The following is a 20,888-nucleotide window of genomic DNA, read 5'->3' on the forward strand; positions in this document are numbered from 1 at the left end:
CAACACTTGACTTAATTCCCTTGAAAATCATCGCAGAAACCAAGCGTTTAACCTTACGCGAACTGACCGTCGAAGATGCCGCGGACTTTTACCGTCTCAATGAGAGTCTCGAAGTCTTGAAATACACTGGCGATTCTCCTTTCGCCTCTCTTAGGGAGGCAGAAAGTTTTCTTGAAAACTACTCCGACTACGAGCAAAATGGTTTTGGTCGCTGGGCAGTGCTCGAAAAGGACAGCGGCAGATTCTTAGGCTGGTGCGGCTTGAAGATCAACGAGGAAAACCAAGTCGATTTGGGCTTTCGATTTTTTGAAGAATATTGGGGAAAGGGCTATGCCACCGAAGCAGCCCGGGCTTGCTTGAAGGTAGGCTTTGAGCGCTTCAATCTTGAAGAAATCATCGGAAGAGCCAACAAGGAGAATACCGCTTCCATCCGAGTTCTTGAGAAAATTGGTATGCATTTTTGGAAAGTTGCCGAGGCCCATGGGATCGACTGTGCGTTTTACTATCGGTTGAATCAGGAGAGCTGGAGTCACCTTAAGAGGTCACCTTCACTATAGTCCTTCAGCCATTCATAAATAAAAAGCTCAAATCCGAACCTAAATCCAGCCTTTGGATTGACTAATGTATATTGCACCACTTTCACGGATATAGCCCTCTCCTGTACAAATAATAAACTGAGAATTACCTATCCAACAAATCAATCTTAAACCATGAAAAAGCCAATTTTCGCAGTAGCATTGCTTATTGCAATAGCCAGCTGTAACTCACCCAATCCTGAAGAAACAAAAACAGAGGAATCAGGAACAGCAGAACAGGCCGTTACCAAAGCCGTTTCTACAGAAGCCGACTTCTTTGCTGCCGACGGAATTATTGTGACCCCCGAAATGTATCCCACTTTTGAAACATCACGCCAAATTTTGAAAAGCCAAGACTTGGTGGGAGTGAACAAGTTTAACCACAAGCCACAGCTCACGCCTACAGATCAACAACCGGTAGTGCGTATGAATAGAGATACCTACTATTCAATGGCAGTTGTTGATGTTTCTGAAGGCGCGACAATTACGATGCCCGAAATCCCCGAGGGGAAATACATGTCGATTCAGCCGGTTACCCAAGATCACCGAATTCAAGCCATGCAATATGGTCCCGGCACGTATGATTTAACGACTCATTTTGGCACGCACCTTTACGTTGTTGTTCGTCTTGATGCCACTTTCACCGAAGCTGAGGCGAAAGAAATTCACGATAAAATGAGCATCGATGCAAAATCAGCCAACACTTTTACCGCAATGCCGGTGAACGAGGAGTCATTCACGGAAGTTGAAGACGCCTTAAAAGCTAAAATGCCTTCTGTCATACGACGTGATGGTGTCGATGCCTTAAAGGGAATGTTCACCGACCCGCGCGATGATTCGAATCAATTGTTCACCGAAGAGAAATACGAATTAGGTGCAGCGCTCGGCTGGGGTGGAGCCCAAATGGTAGATAATATTTATGAATTATCAGGCAATTACTCCACGGACAGTTGCTACCAAATGACTTTTGAAGATCCCATGAACCTGGCTTTCTGGTCTATTACCGTTTACAACAAGAAGGGTTTTATGTTTAACGACCTGGCCAATTACAGTTCCAACACAGCCACGGCCAATGAAGATGGAACGTACACGGTAAGTTTTGGCTGCGGAATGGATGCCCCTAACAATATGGAGATTGACAACCCGTCAGGCGTATTTAACATTGCCGTGCGTCACTACCAACCGTCCAAAAGAGTCCTTGAGGATGATTACCGTTTGGTACCGTTGATGAAAACAGTCTCTGTCGCAAAGTGAGAGCTGACTTCATCAGTTGACAGCGGAAAAGTCAAATCGATTAAAAGAAAGACGCTCCCTTTGAGGGTGCGTCTTTTTATTGACGCCAAGCGACTCATAGCGAGGAAATGCAGCCATTCCCCTCATGGACTTTTCAACAATTCTCCACAACCGCTTTTACCCAAGGCGGCTTCTTATTTTGACGATCGATTGGCGAGAGTAGGATGTGTCTAGATAAGTCTTAGAAATGACTTGAGCAAGGTGGATAGAATTGCCTAATTTCAGAACATGAAAAAACTAAAGAAAGAAGACATTAATCAGGAGGTTTTCGACTTATACGATGATTACGCTCACAACAAAATCGATAGAAAAGTATTCGTCGAAAAACTGGGACTGTATGCAGTAGGTGGTATAACCGTTTCATCGCTACTCAGCTTCATCGTACCTGATTACATTAATTCAGTTTTGATCAAGCAGGATGACCCAAGACTAGATTCTACCTCTATTACCTACTCCTCTCTAAAAGGAGGTGGAGATATTCGTGGTCTGCTTTCGAAACCAAAAAAGGAAAAGAAGAAGTTGCCGGGTATTATCGTTGTTCATGAAAACCGAGGTCTCAATCCCTATATTGAAGATGTAGGACGAAGAGCTGCACTGGCAGGGTTTATCACTTTAGCGCCCGATGCGCTTACACCGCTTGGTGGCTATCCGGGCAATGACGATGACGGAAGAGCTTTGCAAAAACAGCGCGACCGCAATGATATGCTCGAAGACTTTATTGCAGCCTATGAGTACCTTAAGGCTCATAATGATTGCAACGGTAAAGTAGGTGTAGTTGGTTTTTGTTTTGGAGGCTGGGCATCTAACATGATGGCGGTTAAAGTTCCTACCCTATCGGCTGCTGTGCCTTATTACGGAGGTCAACCCTCTGACGAAGAAGCGGCCCAGATCAATGCGCCGCTGATGCTTCACTTTGCAGGATTGGACACAAGAGTCAATGAAGGTTGGCCCGATTATGAAAAAGCGCTAAAGGCGAACGACAAAGATTACGAAGCGTTTATGTATCCCGAAGTCAACCACGGATTTCACAACAACACTACCCCCCGATACGACGAAGAAGCTGCCTTGCTATCGTGGAACCGCACCCTCGCTTTTTTCAAAGACAAGCTGGTTTAGGACAATCTATTCCGGGACATAGCGCAAAGCGGAATGGAATGAGAAAGGGGTAAAAACTTTCTTAAAATGATGTTGAGTTATTGAACCGCTGAGGCTATGCGAATAATCACTCCGAGCTTTACTAGCATATGTAGCCATTTCATTTCCAGCCTATCAGTCCATGATCTTTCTTAATTCCAATGTATCAGAATTCAGTCTCACGGTCAGCACTACTTCTACTGGAGCATACCCCTCTTCTTTCTTATAAGACTCCCGAACAAAAGTTCCATCAAACGCATAGTTCCATATTATCTTTTCGCTGAATCGTCTACCCATAAGATCTGATAAAATCCTTAACTCATCAACCTTCTTGAAGTTATCCGAAGCTTGGATGTCATTGATAATCCTTTCTATGTCCTCAGAAGATAAGAGAAAGCGCGTTGTTTGGTGGTAATCTGCTACCCCTACGATGTCATTTTCCAGAATCTCAAAATCATCTGCCAACTCAAATCCCAAAGTGGCCAGATCCTCTTTGGCATCTAATTTCATATATAGTTGAGACTCAAAAAGCAATGAAAATGAGGGTAATAGAACCACCATGTATAATATTGCGGCCACTACGATTCCCGACTTTTTGTATCCCGCTTTATTAAGCAGATAGTATGCAAAAGGTGCCAGAATGAGCAGAATCAAACCAATCAAGCATAAGACAATAATGCCAACTCCCATCTTCTAATAGTTAATAAATAGTCATGAAAGTACGCCATCTCTTCAAGCATTTAAAAAATGATCCTTTGCCCTGATTTCTTCTCTCACTGGTTGAGCCTTTCTTATTCGGCAAGTTAAAATCATTCTTTTTGAAAAATACTTTCCGATAAAAACGGATATAAAAAAGAGCTTATGCAAAAAGCGGGGAGTTAGAAATCTAAATCCCCGCTTCTATTCACTAATAGTAAAGAAGCTAACTTACTGATATTTCGACTACAACTTTATCAGCTTTCCGCTGGCCCTATAAACGTTGCCATTTGGCTGACCTTTTCCAAGTACTTCAATGATGTACGTTCCTGAATCCAGGTAGTCAAGATTCATCTGGATTTGACTCTTTCCTGCAGCACCCTGAATATTTTTATTCATTATCATTTTTCCTTGCAAAGTGAATACTCTTATATCCAATTCTCCGGGTGAACGAAGTGTGTAGCTAACCGTCACCATACTAGTAAAAGGGTTGGGATAAAAAGATAGATCATCCGTAAAGCCTTCCGTGTCGGTGACACTCAATGTACCGGTATTGATCTGTTCCACATGAACGTAGAAAAGCGAATCCGGCCCATACGGTTCAACACCGGACACACGCGAAACTCGAATAAACTCAAGGTCCACTCCTTGATCAGAAAATTGATCCGTGACGGGTAAAACGCCCGGAGCCTCGCTTCTATCCATGTATATCGGTTCGCCCCATGTAGAGCCATAGTCCTCGCTAGCGTAGAGCACGACCGTATCCGTATTCACCGGATAAACCAATAGATCGAGAATACCATCATCGGTGATGTGAATCTTTGCAGATTGAATGGTGTCTACCACACTTAAATCAGCACCTACTTCGAATGATTCTTCGAAATCGGTGTACATGTTTATATGAGGAGTCGGTTCATTGCTGTAATGGATCAGATACATCTCCTCATCAGAGCTGATGGAGATATCCCACGATGCATGATTGATCATATCCATAGTTAATACTGCAGGAGCAGACCAAACACCTTCCGAGTAACTCATGTAAGCCAATTCGGTCATTCCACTTGAATTATACGGACGCGTATAAATCAAGTCGCGTTCGCCGGAGTCTTTTAATAAGACTCTGCTCACTTCGGTAGCATGATCTACAGGCGTATCACTGAAAGTGTGAATTATGGAAGCTTCAGACCATCCTCCAGCGACATCTCGGGTATACTCCAAAAACTCCCCTCCATAGGTGTACCAACCGTAACGCGAAGCGATCAATACCATTTGACCCTCCATATCTTGATACAGTTCATTCACTCGGTAACCATAATTACCTTGGAATCCTGTAGTTAAGGTACTGTTGAATACCTCTTCTTCTACCCAATTACCTTGATCTTTGTAGTAATAGTAGACACTGTACCGAAATTCATCTCCATAACTAACCCCGGTCGGATTTCCAAAATCAAAGTAGGGATTCACCGTTACGGCGATGTATGGATCCCCATTAGCATCTGCATAGATTACAGCTTCTTTAAAATCGCCATCGTAGAGGCTCGATATCTGTTCGGTAGTCCAATTCAAACCATCATCAGAATAGCAGTAATAAAGCTGATAATTTGACAAAAACGCCACGTGTAAGCCTCCGTTTTCATCTTTAAAGAAACTTCGGTTGGTATACACAGAGTACCATGTAAAATAGTCGGTATACCAAGTATCTCCCAGCGTGACAAACGTACTGGTAACGTTTACGGAATCTATTCCTTGCGCTTCTACTTTATGCGTCGAAACGAATAGAAAAACGAAAATTATAAATGCAAGTTTTCTCATGTTTATAGGTTTAGAGTGGTTGTTAAATCTTCACTAAAAAGGTACGAATCACAAGACCTAAAATCAGTGACTTTCGTCACGTCGAGACTGACTAAATCAAGAAAAATTCTACTTATCTTCGGATGAACAGATCACTCCGTTTTACGAGCTTTCAACTGCACGTCAAAAGGTACTGACAGGAGGAATATATTGACATTACTGAATCACCGACCCGACTCTATAAAAGTTCAAATCAGATCTGCTTAATTGGAATAAACGAGGCCTCGGGAAGGTGGGCTGTCTCCTGCGCTTGTTTCGGGATTAATTTGGCCTTTATCTTAAACCAAAACCCCTTCAGACAAAATCTCTTCTACAGGAGTAAACGGAAGGTCAAATGCATTTGAAACACCTGCGTAAACAACTTTCCCATGTACCACATTCAGTCCTTTCTTCAACTCTTCGCTATGGGCGCAAGCCTTCTTCCAGCCCTTGTCGGCCAGTTGAAGCGCATAGGGCAAGGTAGAGTTGGTAAGTGCAATGGTAGATGTACACGGAACTGCGCCCGGCATATTGGCTACGCAGTAGTGCACCACATCATCTACAATGAAAGCGGGGTTTTCGTGTGAGGTCGGCTTACAGGTCTCCACACATCCTCCTTGGTCTACTGCTACATCTACGATTACCGTTCCGGGCCGCATCAGCTTTAGCATATCTCGGGTGATCAACTTGGGGGCTTTTGCTCCGGGGATAAGAATGGCACCGATGATCAAATCGTGGGTTTGAATGAGTTTACGGATGTTGTACTCACTGCTGAATTCCGTGACTACATGATGGGGCATAATGTCATTGATGTAGCGCAGTCGCTGAAGATTTACATCCAGTATAGTGACATGCGCACCAAGCCCTGCAGCCATCTTAGCCGCCTGAACTCCTACTATTCCACCTCCCAAGATCAACACTTTACCAGGTGCTACGCCCGGCACTCCACCAAGCAGTACACCTCTCCCCTTGTCGGGTTTTTGGAGGTATCGCGCCCCTTCTTGAACAGCCATTCTTCCCGCCACTTCAGACATCGGCACCAAAAGTGGCAGCGAACGATCTACTTGCTCCACCGTTTCGTAGGCCAAGCATACGGCTCCACTTTGGATCATGGCATGAGTCAGAGGTTCGCTCGAGGCAAAATGAAAATAGGTAAAGACCAATTGTCCTTCGCGGCATCTGGAATACTCTTCTTGAACAGGCTCCTTCACCTTCATGATCATTTCGGCTGTAGCCCAAACTTCTTCGGCTGTAGCCAAAACAGTAGCACCGATGGCTCGATAATCTTCATCAGGGAAACCGCTTCCGTCACCTGCCATGGTTTCAATAACCACTTCATGGCCCCTTCTGATAAATTCGTGCGCACCCGAAGGTGTCAAAGCCACTCGACTTTCGTTATTCTTTATTTCTCTTGGGACCCCTATTATCATTCTGACCTAATCTAGTTATTTTCTCTTTTATTTAACCTAACACCCCCATTTTCATAGGGGTCATATACAAATAAAGCAATTTTTTATATGAACCACCCCAATTTTTTAGGGGTATTTCTTTTTTTTATCTTTTCACCATGTTCGCATCAATAGATCTTCGAGAAACCTTCCGGAACATTGACATTTGTTCAAATCAGTGTCTGTAGACATGATTTCATTGATCTATCTGTAGGTTAACCTATCAATCCATTTTAGGCAGCGCTTAATCAAAATCGAATGCGAAAAAATCCTATATTGTAATAGGGCTCTGCTAATCTCAAAAAGAGGCAACGGAGAAGCAGACATACCGTGAATAGAAGAAGTGAATCGACATGGAAAAGGAAGGGGATACTCGGTCAGATTTTTTGAAGAATGCCTTTGACTCTATTGGTGCCCCTCTATTTGTCAAAGACCAACAAAGCCGATTGATTTATATCAATGACGCATTTTGTGATCTTTTCGCGCTCTCGCGTGAAGAAATAATCGGTAAGACCCTAGCCGAAGATGTATCACCAAAAGAAATGGAAATCTTCCTCAAAATAGATCAGCAAGTACTGACTACGGGGGTAGAAAACATTAATGAGGAAACACTAACCGTTCGCGGAGGAGAAGTGCTTCACATTTCCACCCGGAAAACACGGCTCACAGATGCGGATGGAAATCGATTTCTGGTAGGACTCATTCATGACATTACCAAGCGATTCAAAGCAGAACAAGAGCTGAAAAAGGCCTATGAACAGTCAGAAGGTTATCAAGAGCGATTTAGGTTACTGACACTCAACATGGATGCGGGCGTGGTTATCCACTCACCGGATACTTCGATTGTCCAAAACAATTTGAGAGCCTCGGAAATACTTGGCTTGAGCGACGACCAGATGAGGGGAAAGACAGCCATCGATCCCGATTGGAAATTTGTATACCCTGATAAGTCACCTCTCCCTTTTGAAGACTACCCTGTAAATCAAATTGTAGCGGGAAAGACTTCAATAAAGGATCTACAAGTAGGGATATACAAGCCTGGTCAAGATGATATTTCATGGCTCACCGTGAATGGATTTGCCGTGCTAAACGGTACAGGAGATCTAACGGAGATAGTAACTGTTTTCGTAGATATAACAGAGCAGAAAAAGCAGGAAGAAGAAAAGCTTGCCAACCAATTGAAGTTGGAAAAAACAAAAAAAGAACTGAACCAAGCGCAGAAGCTGGCACATGTGGGAAATTGGATTTTCAATCCGGGCATGGCCAAACCTGATTGGTCTGAAGAAATGTTTCGCATTTGGGGCTTTGACCCAAAAGAAGCTGCTCCTGATTATGACCCTGATATAATCAGTCGAGTCCACCCCGATGACCAACAACTATTTAATAGTGCATTTAGGAAGGCTGTAAACCCCGGTACTCCTTACGACATAGAATTCAGGATATGTATTCCCGGTAAGGAGGAAAAAATAGTACGCTCCATTTTTGAACCGGCTCAAGACGAAAATGGAGAGAAGATAATATCCGGCACGAATCAAGACATCACCGAGCAGAAAAAGTTTGAAAAGGATCAAGTGAGGCACCAAAGGCTTAAAGCCATTGGTGAGATGTCTTCTTCCATTGCACACGATTTCAACAATGCCTTGCAAGAAATGATGGGCAATCTGGAAGTGATCAATTTGGAAAGCGGCTTATCCAAAAATGCCCTCGAGCGATTGAATACTGTTAAGGCCATCATTAATGACACTGCAGGCAGGGTAAGTGCACTTCAAAAATTTGGTGATCCGAAAAGTGATGAGAACAATTCCAGACACATCAATCTCAACACACTCATCCAAGAAAGCTTAAATCAGTCCCGACCACTTTGGAAAGACGAAATGGAGAAAAAAGGACAACGGATAAAAGTGAAAACAAATTTTCAAGAAATTCCAAAAATCTACTGCCCCGAAGGAGAGTTAAAGACAGTGGTTTTTAACTTGATTAAAAATGGAATAGAGGCTATGCCCGATGGTGGTGAAATAATTATTGAAACCGGCACGAGAAATGATTTGGTCTACACCACGTTTACAGATACGGGCGTGGGTATGGATGCTGAGGCTAAAATGAAATTGTTTGAGCCGTTCTTTACCACCAAAGGTTTCAACCCGGGGAGAGGTTTGGGAATGAGCGGTGCTTACAGTATAGTTAAGAATTGCAATGGTGATATAGAGGTTAGTCACTCTGAGATAGGCAAAGGAACAACTATTGAGATGACCATACCCATAAGCCAACAGGCTGAGCTAAAAGTATTAAAAGAAAAAGTGTCGAAAGAAAAAGTGTCGAAAGAAAAAGTATCGAAAGAAAAAATATCGAAAGCTCATGAATCCTATCGCGCATTATGGGTAGATGATGATTTTATTATCACGAAATCTTCAAGTAAAATGCTGGAGTCGCTCGGTCATACTTGCGCTACGGCAAATAGCGGAAAGAAGGCCTTAAACTACATGGAGCAAAACCCTTGTGACATTGTATTTACCGACATTGGAATGCCAAAAATGAATGGTTGGGAATTGGCAGAAGCCATTCGAGAAAGGTACGGAGACAACATAAAGATCATCGCCGTGACCGGATGGAATATGAGAGAAAAAGTGGAAGAAGAAAGTACCATTGATCACTTTCTACAAAAACCATTTACCCTCAACGACCTCAAAATAATGCTTGGAAAAATTGTGCAGGATTTTGAAGCCACAAAAACCTCCCTGAGGCAAATTTAATTGAGAAGCTCCCTAAAGTTGCAGTTACGATTCTGCAATTTTAATAGAATAGGCTAATTCGAACTCCCTACTTATATTTGAAGAAGACCAAAACCACCGTGACCGTATCACCAATATTTAGAGAGAGTACTCCGGAACATTCTTAGGCTACCATTACCAATTAAAACAGAAGAACCATGAACGAGATCATTTGTCCCAATTGCAAAAAAGCCTTCAAAGTGGATGAGGCGGGCTTTGCCGACATCCTAAAGCAAGTCAGAGACCACCAATTCGAGGAGGAATTGCAAAACCGATTGGATCTGGCTGAACGAGAAAAAGTCAATGCAGTACAACTGGCTGAGGCCAATCTAAAAAATGCCTTGAAAGACGACCTCGCTAAAAAAGACAGTGAGATCAGTGAACTCCGCGCGAAGAATGATCGCGCTATGGCAGATTTATTGGCACAGAAGGAAGCTGAGATTGCCAAGATGCAAGCGGAAATTCAAAATGCCGAAATGAAAGAAAAACTCACCGTTTCGGAGGCCATCAAAGCCATCGAAAAGGAGCGCGACACACTGGCGAGTGACTTGAGACAAAAAGAAACCGAAAAAGAATTGCTCGAAAAATCACTGAAGGAAGAGTTTTCTACCAAGCTCAAAACCAAGGATGATTTCATTAAGATAAAAGACGAGGAGATTGCCTTCTACAAAGACATGAAGCAAAAACTATCTACCAAGATGTTGGGAGAAACGCTGGAACAGCATTGTGAAGCTGAATTCAACAAGCTGCGGGCAACGGGATTTCAGAATGCCTATTTCGAAAAGGACAACGATTCTCGAGGAGGTAGTAAAGGCGACTTCATCTACCGCGAGACCGATGAAGCGGGAAATGAAGTCATCTCCATCATGTTTGAAATGAAGAATGAAGGCGATGAAACGGCCACTAAAAAGAAAAATGAGGATTTCTTTAAGGAATTGGACAAGGACCGCAACGAGAAGAAATGTGAATACGCCGTTCTGGTAACCTTACTAGAAGCTGACAGCGAACTATATAACGCGGGAATAGTCGACGTCTCTCACAAGTATTCCAAAATGTACGTTGTTCGCCCACAGTTTTTTATTCCCATTATTACACTGCTGCGAAATGCGGCTTTGAACTCGATGAAATACAAAGCAGAGCTCAGTCTAATGAGAAACCAAAACGTGGACATCACCAATTTTGAGGAGAAAATAAATAAATTCAGGGAAGGCTTTGCTTACAATTACGACCTCGCCAGCCGCAAATTCAAGACTGCTATTGACGAAATTGACAAGACCATCAGCCACCTTCAAAAAACCAAAGCTGCTCTGTTGTCATCAGAGAACAATCTGCGCTTGGCTAACAACAAAGCCGATGACCTTACCATCAAAAAACTAACGCATGGAAATCCTACGATGAAGGCGAAGTTTGATGAGCTGAGGGAGGATTAGAGCGTATTTCAGAGAAAAAGTCGAGAGAGAAGAAGGGTCTTAGAATTCCTTTAGCCATTGGGCTTATGCCTGATCATCTTCTGTATAAACACATTATTAGGGACAGAGACCTTTTCTCCATTCTCTGTTTTTAAAATCACGAAAAAGAGGCCGATATCACTTACCCGTCCTTCTACATTGAAATCCTTATCGATGATGGCAATGGTATCATCCAGCTTAACGGAATGATTAAAAAAGAGGATGATGCCCGCAGTGATATTTGACAAGATCGACCATTGAGCGAATAGTGCTATCCCGATTACCGTGAGAACCGAGCCGATAAAGATCGCCAATTCGCCCTGATCAACCCCCCAGAGGATAGAAACAATGGTAAATAAAAGGAGGAGCAAGACCAGATTGACAGCCTTCTTCACTATTTTTCCTCTGGTCTTTTGCATTGACCCTGTGGCTACCGTTTTATCGATAAACTTAGCAGCTACAGCGCGCAGTATGACATAGACCACTAAGGTAACTACAGTTCCAATGATTTGTATTTCGGGTAGATCCATTTATATCCAATAATCATTGCAAGGTACGTTTTCCGCCAGTTGCAATACGAAAAGTACTAAGATTTGAAATGGTTACGGAAGGATACAAGCAGTTAAAGCCGCCATTGAAGAATTAAAACAGATGGCTATATTTGGAGGAGGTCGTATTATGAAAAGACTGATCGTTTTTCAAAAACTAAAAACACTTTACCTATGAAACATCTGATTCTATTGTTTTCTTTTTGCCTGACACTTTCAAGCTTTGCACAAGAAGCTCCTTATGACTTCTTCTCAAAGACTGCTGAGGGATCCAATGTAAAGACCATAACTCAATTTCAGCATTCAGAGGAATCCTCAGAAAAAGTAAAGACTTCCGAATTGAAGTTAAACGAAGAGGGACAATTGGTTTCTGTAGAAGATTACCAATACCCTGTAGGGTCTGACAAACCGATCATATTAAGACAAGAAATGAAGTACGATCAAGAAGGAAGAAGGGTAGCTACTTATGTTGAAGTGGTAAACTTGGGAACATTCATTGACTCTATGATCTACAATGACCAAAACGAATTGATCAAAAAACAAATCATTGAAGATGGAGAAGTTCTACAAACTCTGGACTATAGCGAGAAACTTGAGAAAAAAGAATTTGACGAAAACGGCAATCTGGTAAAATTCACCAATAAAAATAGGGACTACACCACTTATACCTACAACTCGGATGACCAACTTACCGAGGAGTTTCATTTCAAAGACGGTAAAGAGTTGATGAAACACAGTTATCGTTACGATGAAAAGGGATTTTTGGCTAGCATGGAGACTCTTCTCTATAATGAAAAAGCGACGAAGGACCTCTTCACTTATTCTTTCGCGTATGAGGAGTTTTAATAGCAGAACGTTGTGGTTCGAGATTCTCAGTTAGTCCGTGATCATAGTCATTACATTTGTGGCTGAGCTAGAGAGTCCATTAGCAAGGCGCAGGCAGTTTTAAAAACCAAGGAATTGACCAATGTCAATGACTGTTTTTAAAACAAGTGTAACGCAGATAATAGGCTATTTAGACTGATCATATTCAGAGTCAGTAAATTTGTCTGTGGCTGAGCTAAAGAGTCCATTAGCAAGGCGCAGGCAGTTTTAGAAACCAAGGAATTGACCAATGTCAATGACTGCTTTTAAAACAAGTGTAACGCAGATAATGGGCTATATAGACAGCCACAGACAATGGAAGAACTCACACTAACAACCCCGGCCCTACTCTTCTCCGCCATCTCCCTGATCATGTTGGCTTACACCAATCGATTTTTGGCCTACGCTGCCGTGATCAGAAACTTGCACGATAAGTACCTGGACAATAAGGACAAGAACCTCATCGAACAGATCAAAAACTTAAAGTTGCGACTCAACCTCACGCGGTACATGCAAATCTTTGGCATTACCAGTCTACTACTTTGCGTGCTTACGATGTTCTTAATCTATATCGACTACCACGTCTTAGCGGTGTGGGTATTTGGAACAGCCTTGCTTTTACTCATCCTTTCCTTGGCACTTTTGATTCGCGAAATCCAAATATCCATTTACGCCTTGAGCCTTCACATAAGCGATATTGAGGAGCACTTGAAGAAAAAGTAACAAAACCATTGGCCAATCGTCGTTTCGGTAATAAGGAAAAGACATGATTACCACCACCAACCCCAGCAAAGCCAAAACTATTTTCATTTTTTGTGCTACCATCATTCTGGGATATGCACTCTTTATAATTCCAGATGTTTTTTTCGGTGTTACCAAAAACAACGGCGGGAAGGCAGGAATTAACCTGCTCTTTATCGGCTTGTTTCAGTTCTTCTCCATTACCGCTCTGCTTTATGGCTCGCTCAAAATCCTGAAGAAGGACTTTGCCTTTATCGGATTGCGTTTTGAGCACCTTAAAGGAGATGTACTGTTGGGCATTCTTTTCGGAGCAATTTGGACATTACTGCAATTCTTAGTTCTCATTCCCAACACAGGCGGATTAAACCGCCTCGACATACAAGGTATGGTTGAGCTCTACGACGGCACTTTTATAGGGACAATTTCTTTTATTGCACTGGGCGTAATAGGAGGAGGAATAACTGAAGAGCTCTTCAATCGAGGCTACTTTATCAATGTGCTTACAGACGTATTCAAAAATCCAAAAATAGGTCTATGGTTTTCCGTTGTATTGTCCATTCTGCTCTTCGCACTCGGTCATATGCCTAGTACAGCTCTTGACTGGTTCGATATCTTAGTACCCACCTTAATGTACACTATTCTATTTATCGGAACGAAACGATTGACTGCTTCCATCGTGGCGCACGGAATCTACAATATGTCGGCAATCATCTGGGTGTACATGCTCTACTACCAATAGAATGAACCAAAAAAGCCGCCCGCATATCGCAGACGGCTTTTTAAGATTTGATTATTCGAAAATTAACACCTTACCGCGCTATCATAAATTTCTCATTTATTATTTCGCGTGGTGTCGACAAACGGTAAATGTAAATTCCATTTGGAAGTGCCGAACCATCGAAAGTGAAACGGTAATCGCTGTTAGCTTGTGCAACTCCATTGAAGAGGGCATCTACCATTCGACCACTCAGATCGAAGACCTCAAGCGTGGTGAGTCCTTCTTCTGCCACAGTGAAAGTAACATTGGACTGACCTTCCGTAGGATTAGGACTGGAAGCCAAAGCTGCACCACCTGGTGTAGAGAACGGTTGCCAAGAACTAAATGGCCCTGCAATAAGTGGAGTTTGCGAACAACCGCAACGAACTCGCCACTCATAGTCAGTTCCCGGTTGCAAAGCACCGAATGGAATATTGAACGTATAGGCATCATCTCCACCTATAATTTTTGCACCCAAAATGGAGCCTCCTGCTTCCCTAACCTGAATCTGACATCCGATTTGACCGGGAACGGGATCCCAAAGGGTGGTGAAAACGTTACTATATTGAATAGTCAAGAGACTCTCTTCATCAACAGCTGGAAACGGATTCTCGCATGGCTCAGGGGCAGAACAACCGAAGTATGATACTGCTTTGGCAAAAGCATCTTGACCGATTATGATACCATTCTTCCTCCCGGGAATGTCATCACATGGTGGGTGAATACCTCCCCAGATTCGCGATAAACCCGATTCATCTGCAGCATCCTGATAAGTGGCCCATTGTAGTTCAATGGTTACACTAGGTCCATCTTCGAATACCAAGAATTCGTCTTGCTCGGCAGTAAATGTTCCTATCCCTCCGGGGAAATAGGCATCTCCCGTCAATGACGTCATAACTTCTGCAGCTGCTCTGGAGAATGTCGAGTGCCCTGAAATATACCCGGCAAAAGGAGGCGTAACAAAGGAAGGTCTTTGGTATGGTTCCCACTCTGATGCATGAATCCAACCTACTCCGGCTTCATCCACATCTACATTGTTTATGGCGCTATGCCCTTTCCAAGCTTTTACTTTTATATCTCCAACAAATTCATCACTGTCACCTGCAAGAGGATCTCCTACTTCTATCACTTCTATATAGTCCGGAATCAACGGAACACCCGCAGGGTGATACGAAGGACCTCCGGGGTTGGTGCTCTGACCCTTGCCTGCCATTGCTCTGATCGCAGAAATCGGTCTCAAGTAATCATGCCACCCTTTTATTCCCCAAGTAGATACAGCAGCATCATGCATTGCTCCACCCATCATGAGGTAAGACTTTACATCCCATTCAAGATCATCAAGTTCCGGACCTTCTCCCATGAATTTCTTTTCTAACTCAGGATGGTCAGATACATAATTGAGCAAAGTGAACCAATGACCCGGAGGTGTTTCGCTATCAGGACCATCTGCCCAGAATTCTGCCAGCACACGCGCATAATCAGCTCTTGGGACCATGTTAGGGGCGTACGGCAATCCTGTAGCAGGATTGATGGCATGACCGGGACTTGTCGTTCCACCATCCATTTGATTGTAGAAACCAGGATAGTCGGCAACTGTGGCCGGCAGCACATCTCTTTTACCAATTGAAGCCGGTGAAATATCCCACATCACCCCATCGGTTGGATCCAGATGTGAACTCCATAGCATCGTGGTCATAAATCCCCAACGGTAATCTTCCGAATCGAGCACTCCCGTAGTGTCCATCAAAGGTGGTGTTCCCGGATCGTGATAAATTTCATAATCAAAGTCATCTCGATTGAAGGTCACTTTATCTGCATCATCCAAGGCAAATGGACTTACTTGGCCCCACTCCGGGCTCAAGAATTCAGGCGTACTTCCCGGTATTTGATTACCACTCTGGTCAATAAAAAGATCCAAGGACAGCGGCTGCCATCTGTTCCAGTCCGCGAGCTGACTATTGCCGGGCACCTTCACAATCATCGGAGGATTTACGGGTTCATACCTCTGATTCACATATCCATTCTGCTCATTGGATCCATCTTGGAGTCCAAAGTTGATAATACATTGAGCTATATAATTACCCATAGCAGCCGGGTCTCCGTTGCTATAATCTTGAGAGGTCATATTGATGTCATAGCCGAGTGTGACCATATGTGCGTCATAGGCCATTTGCAGTAGTGCGCTATTGGTCGAAGCGGCAAATCTATGAGAGAGTAATCTGTAGGCCATATAGCTAAGTGCCTCATCACGTGCCGCAGGAATATCGGTTGGCAAGGGGACAATAGGATCATAAGCACACGAAAATCCATCTACTGTTTTTCCTAGTAAATACGTGCAAGCATCTTGATCATACACAGCCCAGGCATCCCACATTCCTACTGATGTGTGGAAGAGGTTTCTTGCGTGAACGGTAGGTCGAGCAAAATCCTTTCGAATGGACTCAAGCAGGAGCTCATTCCACTGTCTGGCAACAGAACCATCTGTGCTAACGGTAGGAAAATCCACATCAGGCTCACAATTGGGATCAGGATTCGTAGGACAGGCATCACATGCATCCGCTAATCCGTCCAAGTCGAAATCTGCTGAACTCGTCACGAGGGCGCAGTTATCACTCATGAAAACATTGTATCCCGCGCAGCCTCCTGTTATGATGTCTTGAAGGCCGTCACCATTGATATCGGCAAATCCAAGATCATAGCTGTTCACTTCCCATTCCAATACATCCATTGTATGATGATCCACAAAGATGCCACCCTGATTTTCTAAAAGCGCGAGTTTGCGCTCTGAATCACATGGAGGGACATCTACCACAACATCTGATACAGCGATATCTAAATCACCATCTAAATCTAAATCCACAGCGTGTACATTTCCTCCGAAACCGGAGAGCCCGTTCACCACATTCGTAGTCGTGAAATTGAGACTGTTGTCAGCTACAACCGAGTTGACGGTCACCAAATAGTCTGCTCCATCATCTACTACGAAAACATCTAAGAGTCCATCCGCATTGAAGTCAGCAACCTCGAAAGTATATGGTGCTCCCGGTGCTAGATTCTGCCAATTTGCAAATGTACCCGCACCCTCATTGAAGAGTACGAAGAGCCCCACATCTCCCCATGGAAGTATGGGGAATAATGTCGATACTTTCAGAATATCCTCATCGCCATCATTGTCCATATCATGAATCTGAACAGTTGTACCAAAGGCCGAATTTCTGAGATTACCCAATCGGGAATCACTTTGATCCGTGAATACTCCGTTTCCATCATTTATGAGAAGATAGTCTTGAGCGACTCCCTGACCGGAAGTCTGCTTATAGCTGACAAAGTAGATGTCTTGATCGTTATCCCCATCAATGTCTCCTCCGGTTACTCCACAAATCCTGAGAATGTCTGCTCCCGTAAGGGTTGGGAATCTTGTGGAACTTTCGTCAATCAGCCCTAACCATGTTCCGTTTCCATCATCTCCTTGGTTGGCATAGTAGCGGGGTTGTTGACCAAACGTATTTGCTACGATAACATCTTTCCAGCCATCGCCATCAAAGTCACCTATGTACAGGTCTCTCGCGAATGTTTCAGAAGTAATAAATTCAGGTGCATAGAGTGTAGTTCTATCGGTAAGTACCCCATCTTCATTCATCAAGAGCAGATCGGATTTAGCTCCTTCTGAAGTAAGAGAGAATGGCTCTTTACGACAAACAATCACGTCATCAAAGCCGTCATTATCAAGGTCAGCTACAGCAATATCTTTTTCTTCATCATCACTATTGGCTACCGAAGTAAGGGCCAGTCTTGATGGAGTTGCATCACTAAACTCAAGCCATAAATTACCGGGGTATGAAGTGATGAGTGTCACCTCGAGGGGACCAACCCATGCACTAAATCCTCCCAATCCACAATCTGATCTTACATATATATCAAATGACTCGCCTGCTGAACCTGTCAATGCGAAAGAAGCAGCGCTAACCGAATTCGTTGGTACTCCTGAAGGTGTGAATCCCGCACTTCCAATCTCCAGATCCCAGTTCGAAGCCGTTCCATTTTCGGTCCAAGTGATGTCAGCACCAGTACTTGTATAGTTCGAACCTTGCAGCTCGCTCGGCTCTGCACAGATGAAGGCCGGTGTAAATGTCACGGTAAAATCGGAAGCGTTTGGAGTCCATCCATCCCCCCACATAATGTAGTAATCGGTGCCGGCGGTAACTTCGAATTCAACTTCAGATTCGTATGGAGAAGAACCGGTGAAATCATCGTCACAAGCTATTTCCGTCAGGGACCCACAGGTTCCGACCCCAACTGATACTTCCGTATCTACTCCACCTATGCCTACTGATGAAATATTTAAGGTTCCCGGCACAGTAGCCGAATAAACAAACCAGTTCGCATTCTGAGGATTGCTACCCATACACGACTCAAAGTCTTCATAAATTCCATCAATAAAGCCGGTATTGAAAGTCCCTCCTACACTTACATCTATGGCTACATCGCAAAAGCTTACCGGTAAAGGAATGGTGAATCTGAACGGTCCTGCCCAGTCGCTTTCGCCTATTCCTCCGGAAGCAGCGCAATTTGACCGGACAAAAAAGTCATAAACCGTTCCCTGAGTACCCGAAAAAGCATAAGGAATGGTAACGCCCGCGTTAGTCGGAGTTCCTGTAGGTGTAAAGTCAGCCAATCCAATTTCCAAGTCCCAGCTCGTTGCCGAGCCATTTTCGGTCCATGAAAGATCAGCGCCCGTTATGGACAAATTAGAAGCTATCCCATCCGTTGGAATCGGACAGAACTCTGATTCTTGCCAGTAGGATACACCATCCTGAAATCCTGATCCCGTATAAGCATATTCGAAACCAAGCGGCACGAAATCTCCCGTACCCCAGATGCCTTTGGCTACCGCCACAAACTCACTTCCATTTCCTCCGCTGCCCCATTGGGTAAAGTCTAACATGACGGCAGGATTACCCAAATTACCTGTCGGTAGAAAAAGACTCATGTCAGCACCGGCAATCGTAAATCCTGAACCGGTAGTCCAAGCTACGGTAACCTGCTCACCTGTTCCCAGGTTAAAGTCACCATTTACAATGGTCAAGTCGCTAAGGTTGCTTGTGCACGAAAACTCTGAGCAGAGTCTGTAGGCACTAATATCTGCAGGCTCTCCACCAAAATTTTTGATGGTTACCTCTTGAGAATAAGGGTTGACCTCGGTCAATCTGATCACCGCAGGCAGAAGGCCTTCTAAAATGCTAATGCGCGTATTTATAGCTGGTGAGACAACCACGTCTACCTGACCCGAAGGCCACCGAACGATAACGCTGTCTACCTCAGTATCGGTTCCTAATCCAAAGAACAAATCAAGAGAACTCATGGGCTTGAAGTTTTCTCCTGAACGGCTCTCTCGGATTTGCATTCCTAAATCACTGTAGCACTCTACTCTGGCACCTATTCCGTCAAGATTGGAATTCGTACCCGTTAGATCTACCTTCAAGTAATTATTGCTTCCTCCGTCGTTCATCCAGAGAGTACCACCGGTAAATACATCGATATAACCGTCGTTGTTGAGGTCTCCAAGGCCTCCCTTGTCAAAGGGAAGAGAACCACCGGTGAAGGTAAAATCACCATCGTTGTGCCAGTATTCCAAGTCCGCGGCAGAAGAAGCCTCCATTAGCATATCTACATACCCGTCGTTATCGAAATCCGCTCCAATTAATGCCCATGCACCAATATCAGAGAGATCCAGACCACTACCTGAACTTACATCGGTATAATTTCCTGTACCGTCATTCGCTCTCAAGTAATTTTGATTGGTATGGTTCACCGTGTAGGTATCCATATCCCCGTCATTGTCAAAATCTTCGAATATGGTCACCCATGATTGCTCATTGTCAAAGAGGCCGTAGTCTGCTATGACATTTCCAGAGTAGTTGTTGTTCCCGTCATTCACATACAAAGCATTCTCTCTTTCCACGTCTCCGGGAGAAGAGCCCAGTCTGCATTTTGCAATGTACAGATCTATGTCTCCGTCATTATCAAAGTCCGTCCATACACTGGCGTAGTTTCCGGCAAGTGGAACCGTAGCAATCAAACTCTGGTCTTCCGTCATGAAGCCTGTACCATCATTGCGGTAAGGATGACTCAGATCAACATCGTGACAAGCAAAGGCATCCAGATCACCATCATTGTCGATATCTACGATGTTGGTTCGCTGACTGAAAATGTAATCATCAATGAACTGCTCAGTAAATGCTGTGCCCGTGGAATTGGAAAGATAAAAGGACACTCTCGAGCCTCCCCCGAACATAAGGTCCAAATAACCATCTGAATTAAGGTCTCCCGCCGCGATGCTCCATGAAGGACTGTTTTGGGCGTTCACGTCGTAAATCACTTGGTCAAACGTGCCGTCAGCCTGTTGGTAGTCTATAGAAATATCATTACCTGATAAGGTGACTACATCGTCAAGGCCATCACCATCCATATCGGCTACACACGGAGAACCGCCTCCCGTGTTATTCAATAGGCTGGTCATATTTGTGAAAGACTGTCCGATGAGACAGTTCGAGAGTAGGATCGTGCAGAGCACGAGAAATCTGGTTTTCATATGATTGGGTTAGTGTTCCTGCGCGAAGCACGGAAAGTAGTAAGCAAGTTGGAAAAGTAGGTAATTAATTGAATAGAATCAATTTAACTTAAGCAGTAAATTGATTTCCAGGGGATCATGTTTTAAACAAAAAACAAATCGTCTCACATCATTGAGCGGAAGCTTGTCTGGAAGCATGCGTCTCGTTCAACTAA

General features: G+C 43.8%; 13 protein-coding genes. 8 read left to right on the forward strand and 5 right to left on the reverse strand.

What is annotated here, in order from left to right; translation table 11 throughout:
- Positions 1-20 precede the first annotated feature (20 nt).
- The 3 genes from O3Q51_09610 to O3Q51_09620 all read left to right on the forward strand — a co-directional run bounded on the left by O3Q51_09610 (position 21) and on the right by O3Q51_09620 (position 2,984).
- Positions 21-557, forward strand: a complete 537-nt coding sequence (locus O3Q51_09610) for a GNAT family N-acetyltransferase (protein ID MCZ4409065.1) — start codon at positions 21-23, stop codon at positions 555-557.
- Positions 558-710: 153 nt separating this feature from the next.
- Positions 711-1,829, forward strand: a complete 1,119-nt coding sequence (locus O3Q51_09615; protein ID MCZ4409066.1) for a DUF1214 domain-containing protein — start codon at positions 711-713, stop codon at positions 1,827-1,829.
- Between the two features lie 267 nt (positions 1,830-2,096).
- Positions 2,097-2,984, forward strand: coding sequence for a dienelactone hydrolase family protein (locus O3Q51_09620; protein ID MCZ4409067.1), 888 nt, complete (start codon positions 2,097-2,099; stop codon positions 2,982-2,984).
- Positions 2,985-3,137: 153 nt separating this feature from the next.
- Here the strand turns inward: O3Q51_09620 and O3Q51_09625 are convergent, their stop codons facing one another.
- From O3Q51_09625 to ald, 3 genes are all read right to left on the reverse strand, one after another.
- The gene (locus O3Q51_09625; protein MCZ4409068.1) at positions 3,138-3,692 is read right to left on the reverse strand and encodes a hypothetical protein; all 555 of its coding nucleotides are present in this window, start codon (positions 3,690-3,692) and stop codon (positions 3,138-3,140) included.
- Positions 3,693-3,944: 252 nt separating this feature from the next.
- A complete protein-coding gene (locus O3Q51_09630; GenBank protein ID MCZ4409069.1) occupies positions 3,945-5,510 on the reverse strand; it encodes a T9SS type A sorting domain-containing protein in 1,566 nt (521 codons plus the stop codon).
- Positions 5,511-5,827: 317 nt separating this feature from the next.
- The gene (ald, locus tag O3Q51_09635; GenBank protein MCZ4409070.1) at positions 5,828-6,958 is read right to left on the reverse strand and encodes an alanine dehydrogenase; all 1,131 of its coding nucleotides are present in this window, start codon (positions 6,956-6,958) and stop codon (positions 5,828-5,830) included.
- Between the two features lie 371 nt (positions 6,959-7,329).
- Here ald and O3Q51_09640 point away from each other — a divergent pair, with 371 nt between their 5' ends.
- Together O3Q51_09640 and O3Q51_09645 are read left to right on the forward strand one after the other, a co-directional pair.
- On the forward strand, positions 7,330-9,726 hold the full coding sequence (locus O3Q51_09640; protein ID MCZ4409071.1) for a PAS domain S-box protein: 2,397 nt from the start codon (positions 7,330-7,332) through the stop codon (positions 9,724-9,726).
- A 176-nt stretch (positions 9,727-9,902) separates the two neighbouring features.
- The gene (locus O3Q51_09645) at positions 9,903-11,174 is read left to right on the forward strand and encodes a DUF2130 domain-containing protein (protein ID MCZ4409072.1); all 1,272 of its coding nucleotides are present in this window, start codon (positions 9,903-9,905) and stop codon (positions 11,172-11,174) included.
- Between the two features lie 50 nt (positions 11,175-11,224).
- Here the strand turns inward: O3Q51_09645 and O3Q51_09650 are convergent, their stop codons facing one another.
- The gene (locus O3Q51_09650; GenBank protein MCZ4409073.1) at positions 11,225-11,722 is read right to left on the reverse strand and encodes a mechanosensitive ion channel family protein; all 498 of its coding nucleotides are present in this window, start codon (positions 11,720-11,722) and stop codon (positions 11,225-11,227) included.
- A gap of 192 nt (positions 11,723-11,914) precedes the next feature.
- Between O3Q51_09650 and O3Q51_09655 the strand changes: the two genes are divergently transcribed.
- The 3 genes from O3Q51_09655 (at position 11,915) to O3Q51_09665 (ending at position 14,084) form a co-directional block, all read left to right on the forward strand.
- Entirely contained in the window at positions 11,915-12,586 is a 672-nt protein-coding gene (locus O3Q51_09655; protein MCZ4409074.1) for a hypothetical protein, read from the forward strand.
- Between the two features lie 333 nt (positions 12,587-12,919).
- Positions 12,920-13,327: a DUF2721 domain-containing protein gene (locus O3Q51_09660; protein ID MCZ4409075.1), complete on the forward strand. Its 408-nt coding sequence runs from the start codon at positions 12,920-12,922 to the stop codon at positions 13,325-13,327.
- Between the two features lie 43 nt (positions 13,328-13,370).
- A complete protein-coding gene (locus O3Q51_09665) occupies positions 13,371-14,084 on the forward strand; it encodes a CPBP family intramembrane metalloprotease (protein ID MCZ4409076.1) in 714 nt (237 codons plus the stop codon).
- Positions 14,085-14,154: 70 nt separating this feature from the next.
- Here O3Q51_09665 and O3Q51_09670 read toward each other — a convergent pair whose 3' ends face one another.
- A complete protein-coding gene (locus O3Q51_09670; GenBank protein MCZ4409077.1) occupies positions 14,155-20,694 on the reverse strand; it encodes an FG-GAP-like repeat-containing protein in 6,540 nt (2,179 codons plus the stop codon).
- Positions 20,695-20,888: the final 194 nt, after the last annotated feature.

This window comes from Cryomorphaceae bacterium 1068 (genome assembly GCA_027214385.1).
Lineage (GTDB): Bacteria > Bacteroidota > Bacteroidia > Flavobacteriales_D > Cryomorphaceae > JAKVAV01.

Excerpts from the sequence above, each read along its gene's own strand:
- O3Q51_09615 (MCZ4409066.1), top strand. The coding sequence starts at position 711 with ATGAAAAAGCCAATTTTCGCAGTAGCATTGCTTATTGCAATAGCCAGC.
- O3Q51_09620 (MCZ4409067.1), top strand. The coding sequence starts at position 2,097 with ATGAAAAAACTAAAGAAAGAAGACATTAATCAGGAGGTTTTCGACTTA.
- O3Q51_09625 (MCZ4409068.1), bottom strand. The coding sequence starts at position 3,692 with ATGGGAGTTGGCATTATTGTCTTATGCTTGATTGGTTTGATTCTGCTC.
- O3Q51_09630 (MCZ4409069.1), bottom strand. The coding sequence starts at position 5,510 with ATGAGAAAACTTGCATTTATAATTTTCGTTTTTCTATTCGTTTCGACG.
- ald (MCZ4409070.1), bottom strand. The coding sequence starts at position 6,958 with ATGATAATAGGGGTCCCAAGAGAAATAAAGAATAACGAAAGTCGAGTG.
- O3Q51_09640 (MCZ4409071.1), top strand. The coding sequence starts at position 7,330 with ATGGAAAAGGAAGGGGATACTCGGTCAGATTTTTTGAAGAATGCCTTT.
- O3Q51_09645 (MCZ4409072.1), top strand. The coding sequence starts at position 9,903 with ATGAACGAGATCATTTGTCCCAATTGCAAAAAAGCCTTCAAAGTGGAT.
- O3Q51_09650 (MCZ4409073.1), bottom strand. The coding sequence starts at position 11,722 with ATGGATCTACCCGAAATACAAATCATTGGAACTGTAGTTACCTTAGTG.
- O3Q51_09655 (MCZ4409074.1), top strand. The coding sequence starts at position 11,915 with ATGAAACATCTGATTCTATTGTTTTCTTTTTGCCTGACACTTTCAAGC.
- O3Q51_09660 (MCZ4409075.1), top strand. The coding sequence starts at position 12,920 with ATGGAAGAACTCACACTAACAACCCCGGCCCTACTCTTCTCCGCCATC.
- O3Q51_09665 (MCZ4409076.1), top strand. The coding sequence starts at position 13,371 with ATGATTACCACCACCAACCCCAGCAAAGCCAAAACTATTTTCATTTTT.
- O3Q51_09670 (MCZ4409077.1), bottom strand. The coding sequence starts at position 20,694 with ATGAAAACCAGATTTCTCGTGCTCTGCACGATCCTACTCTCGAACTGT.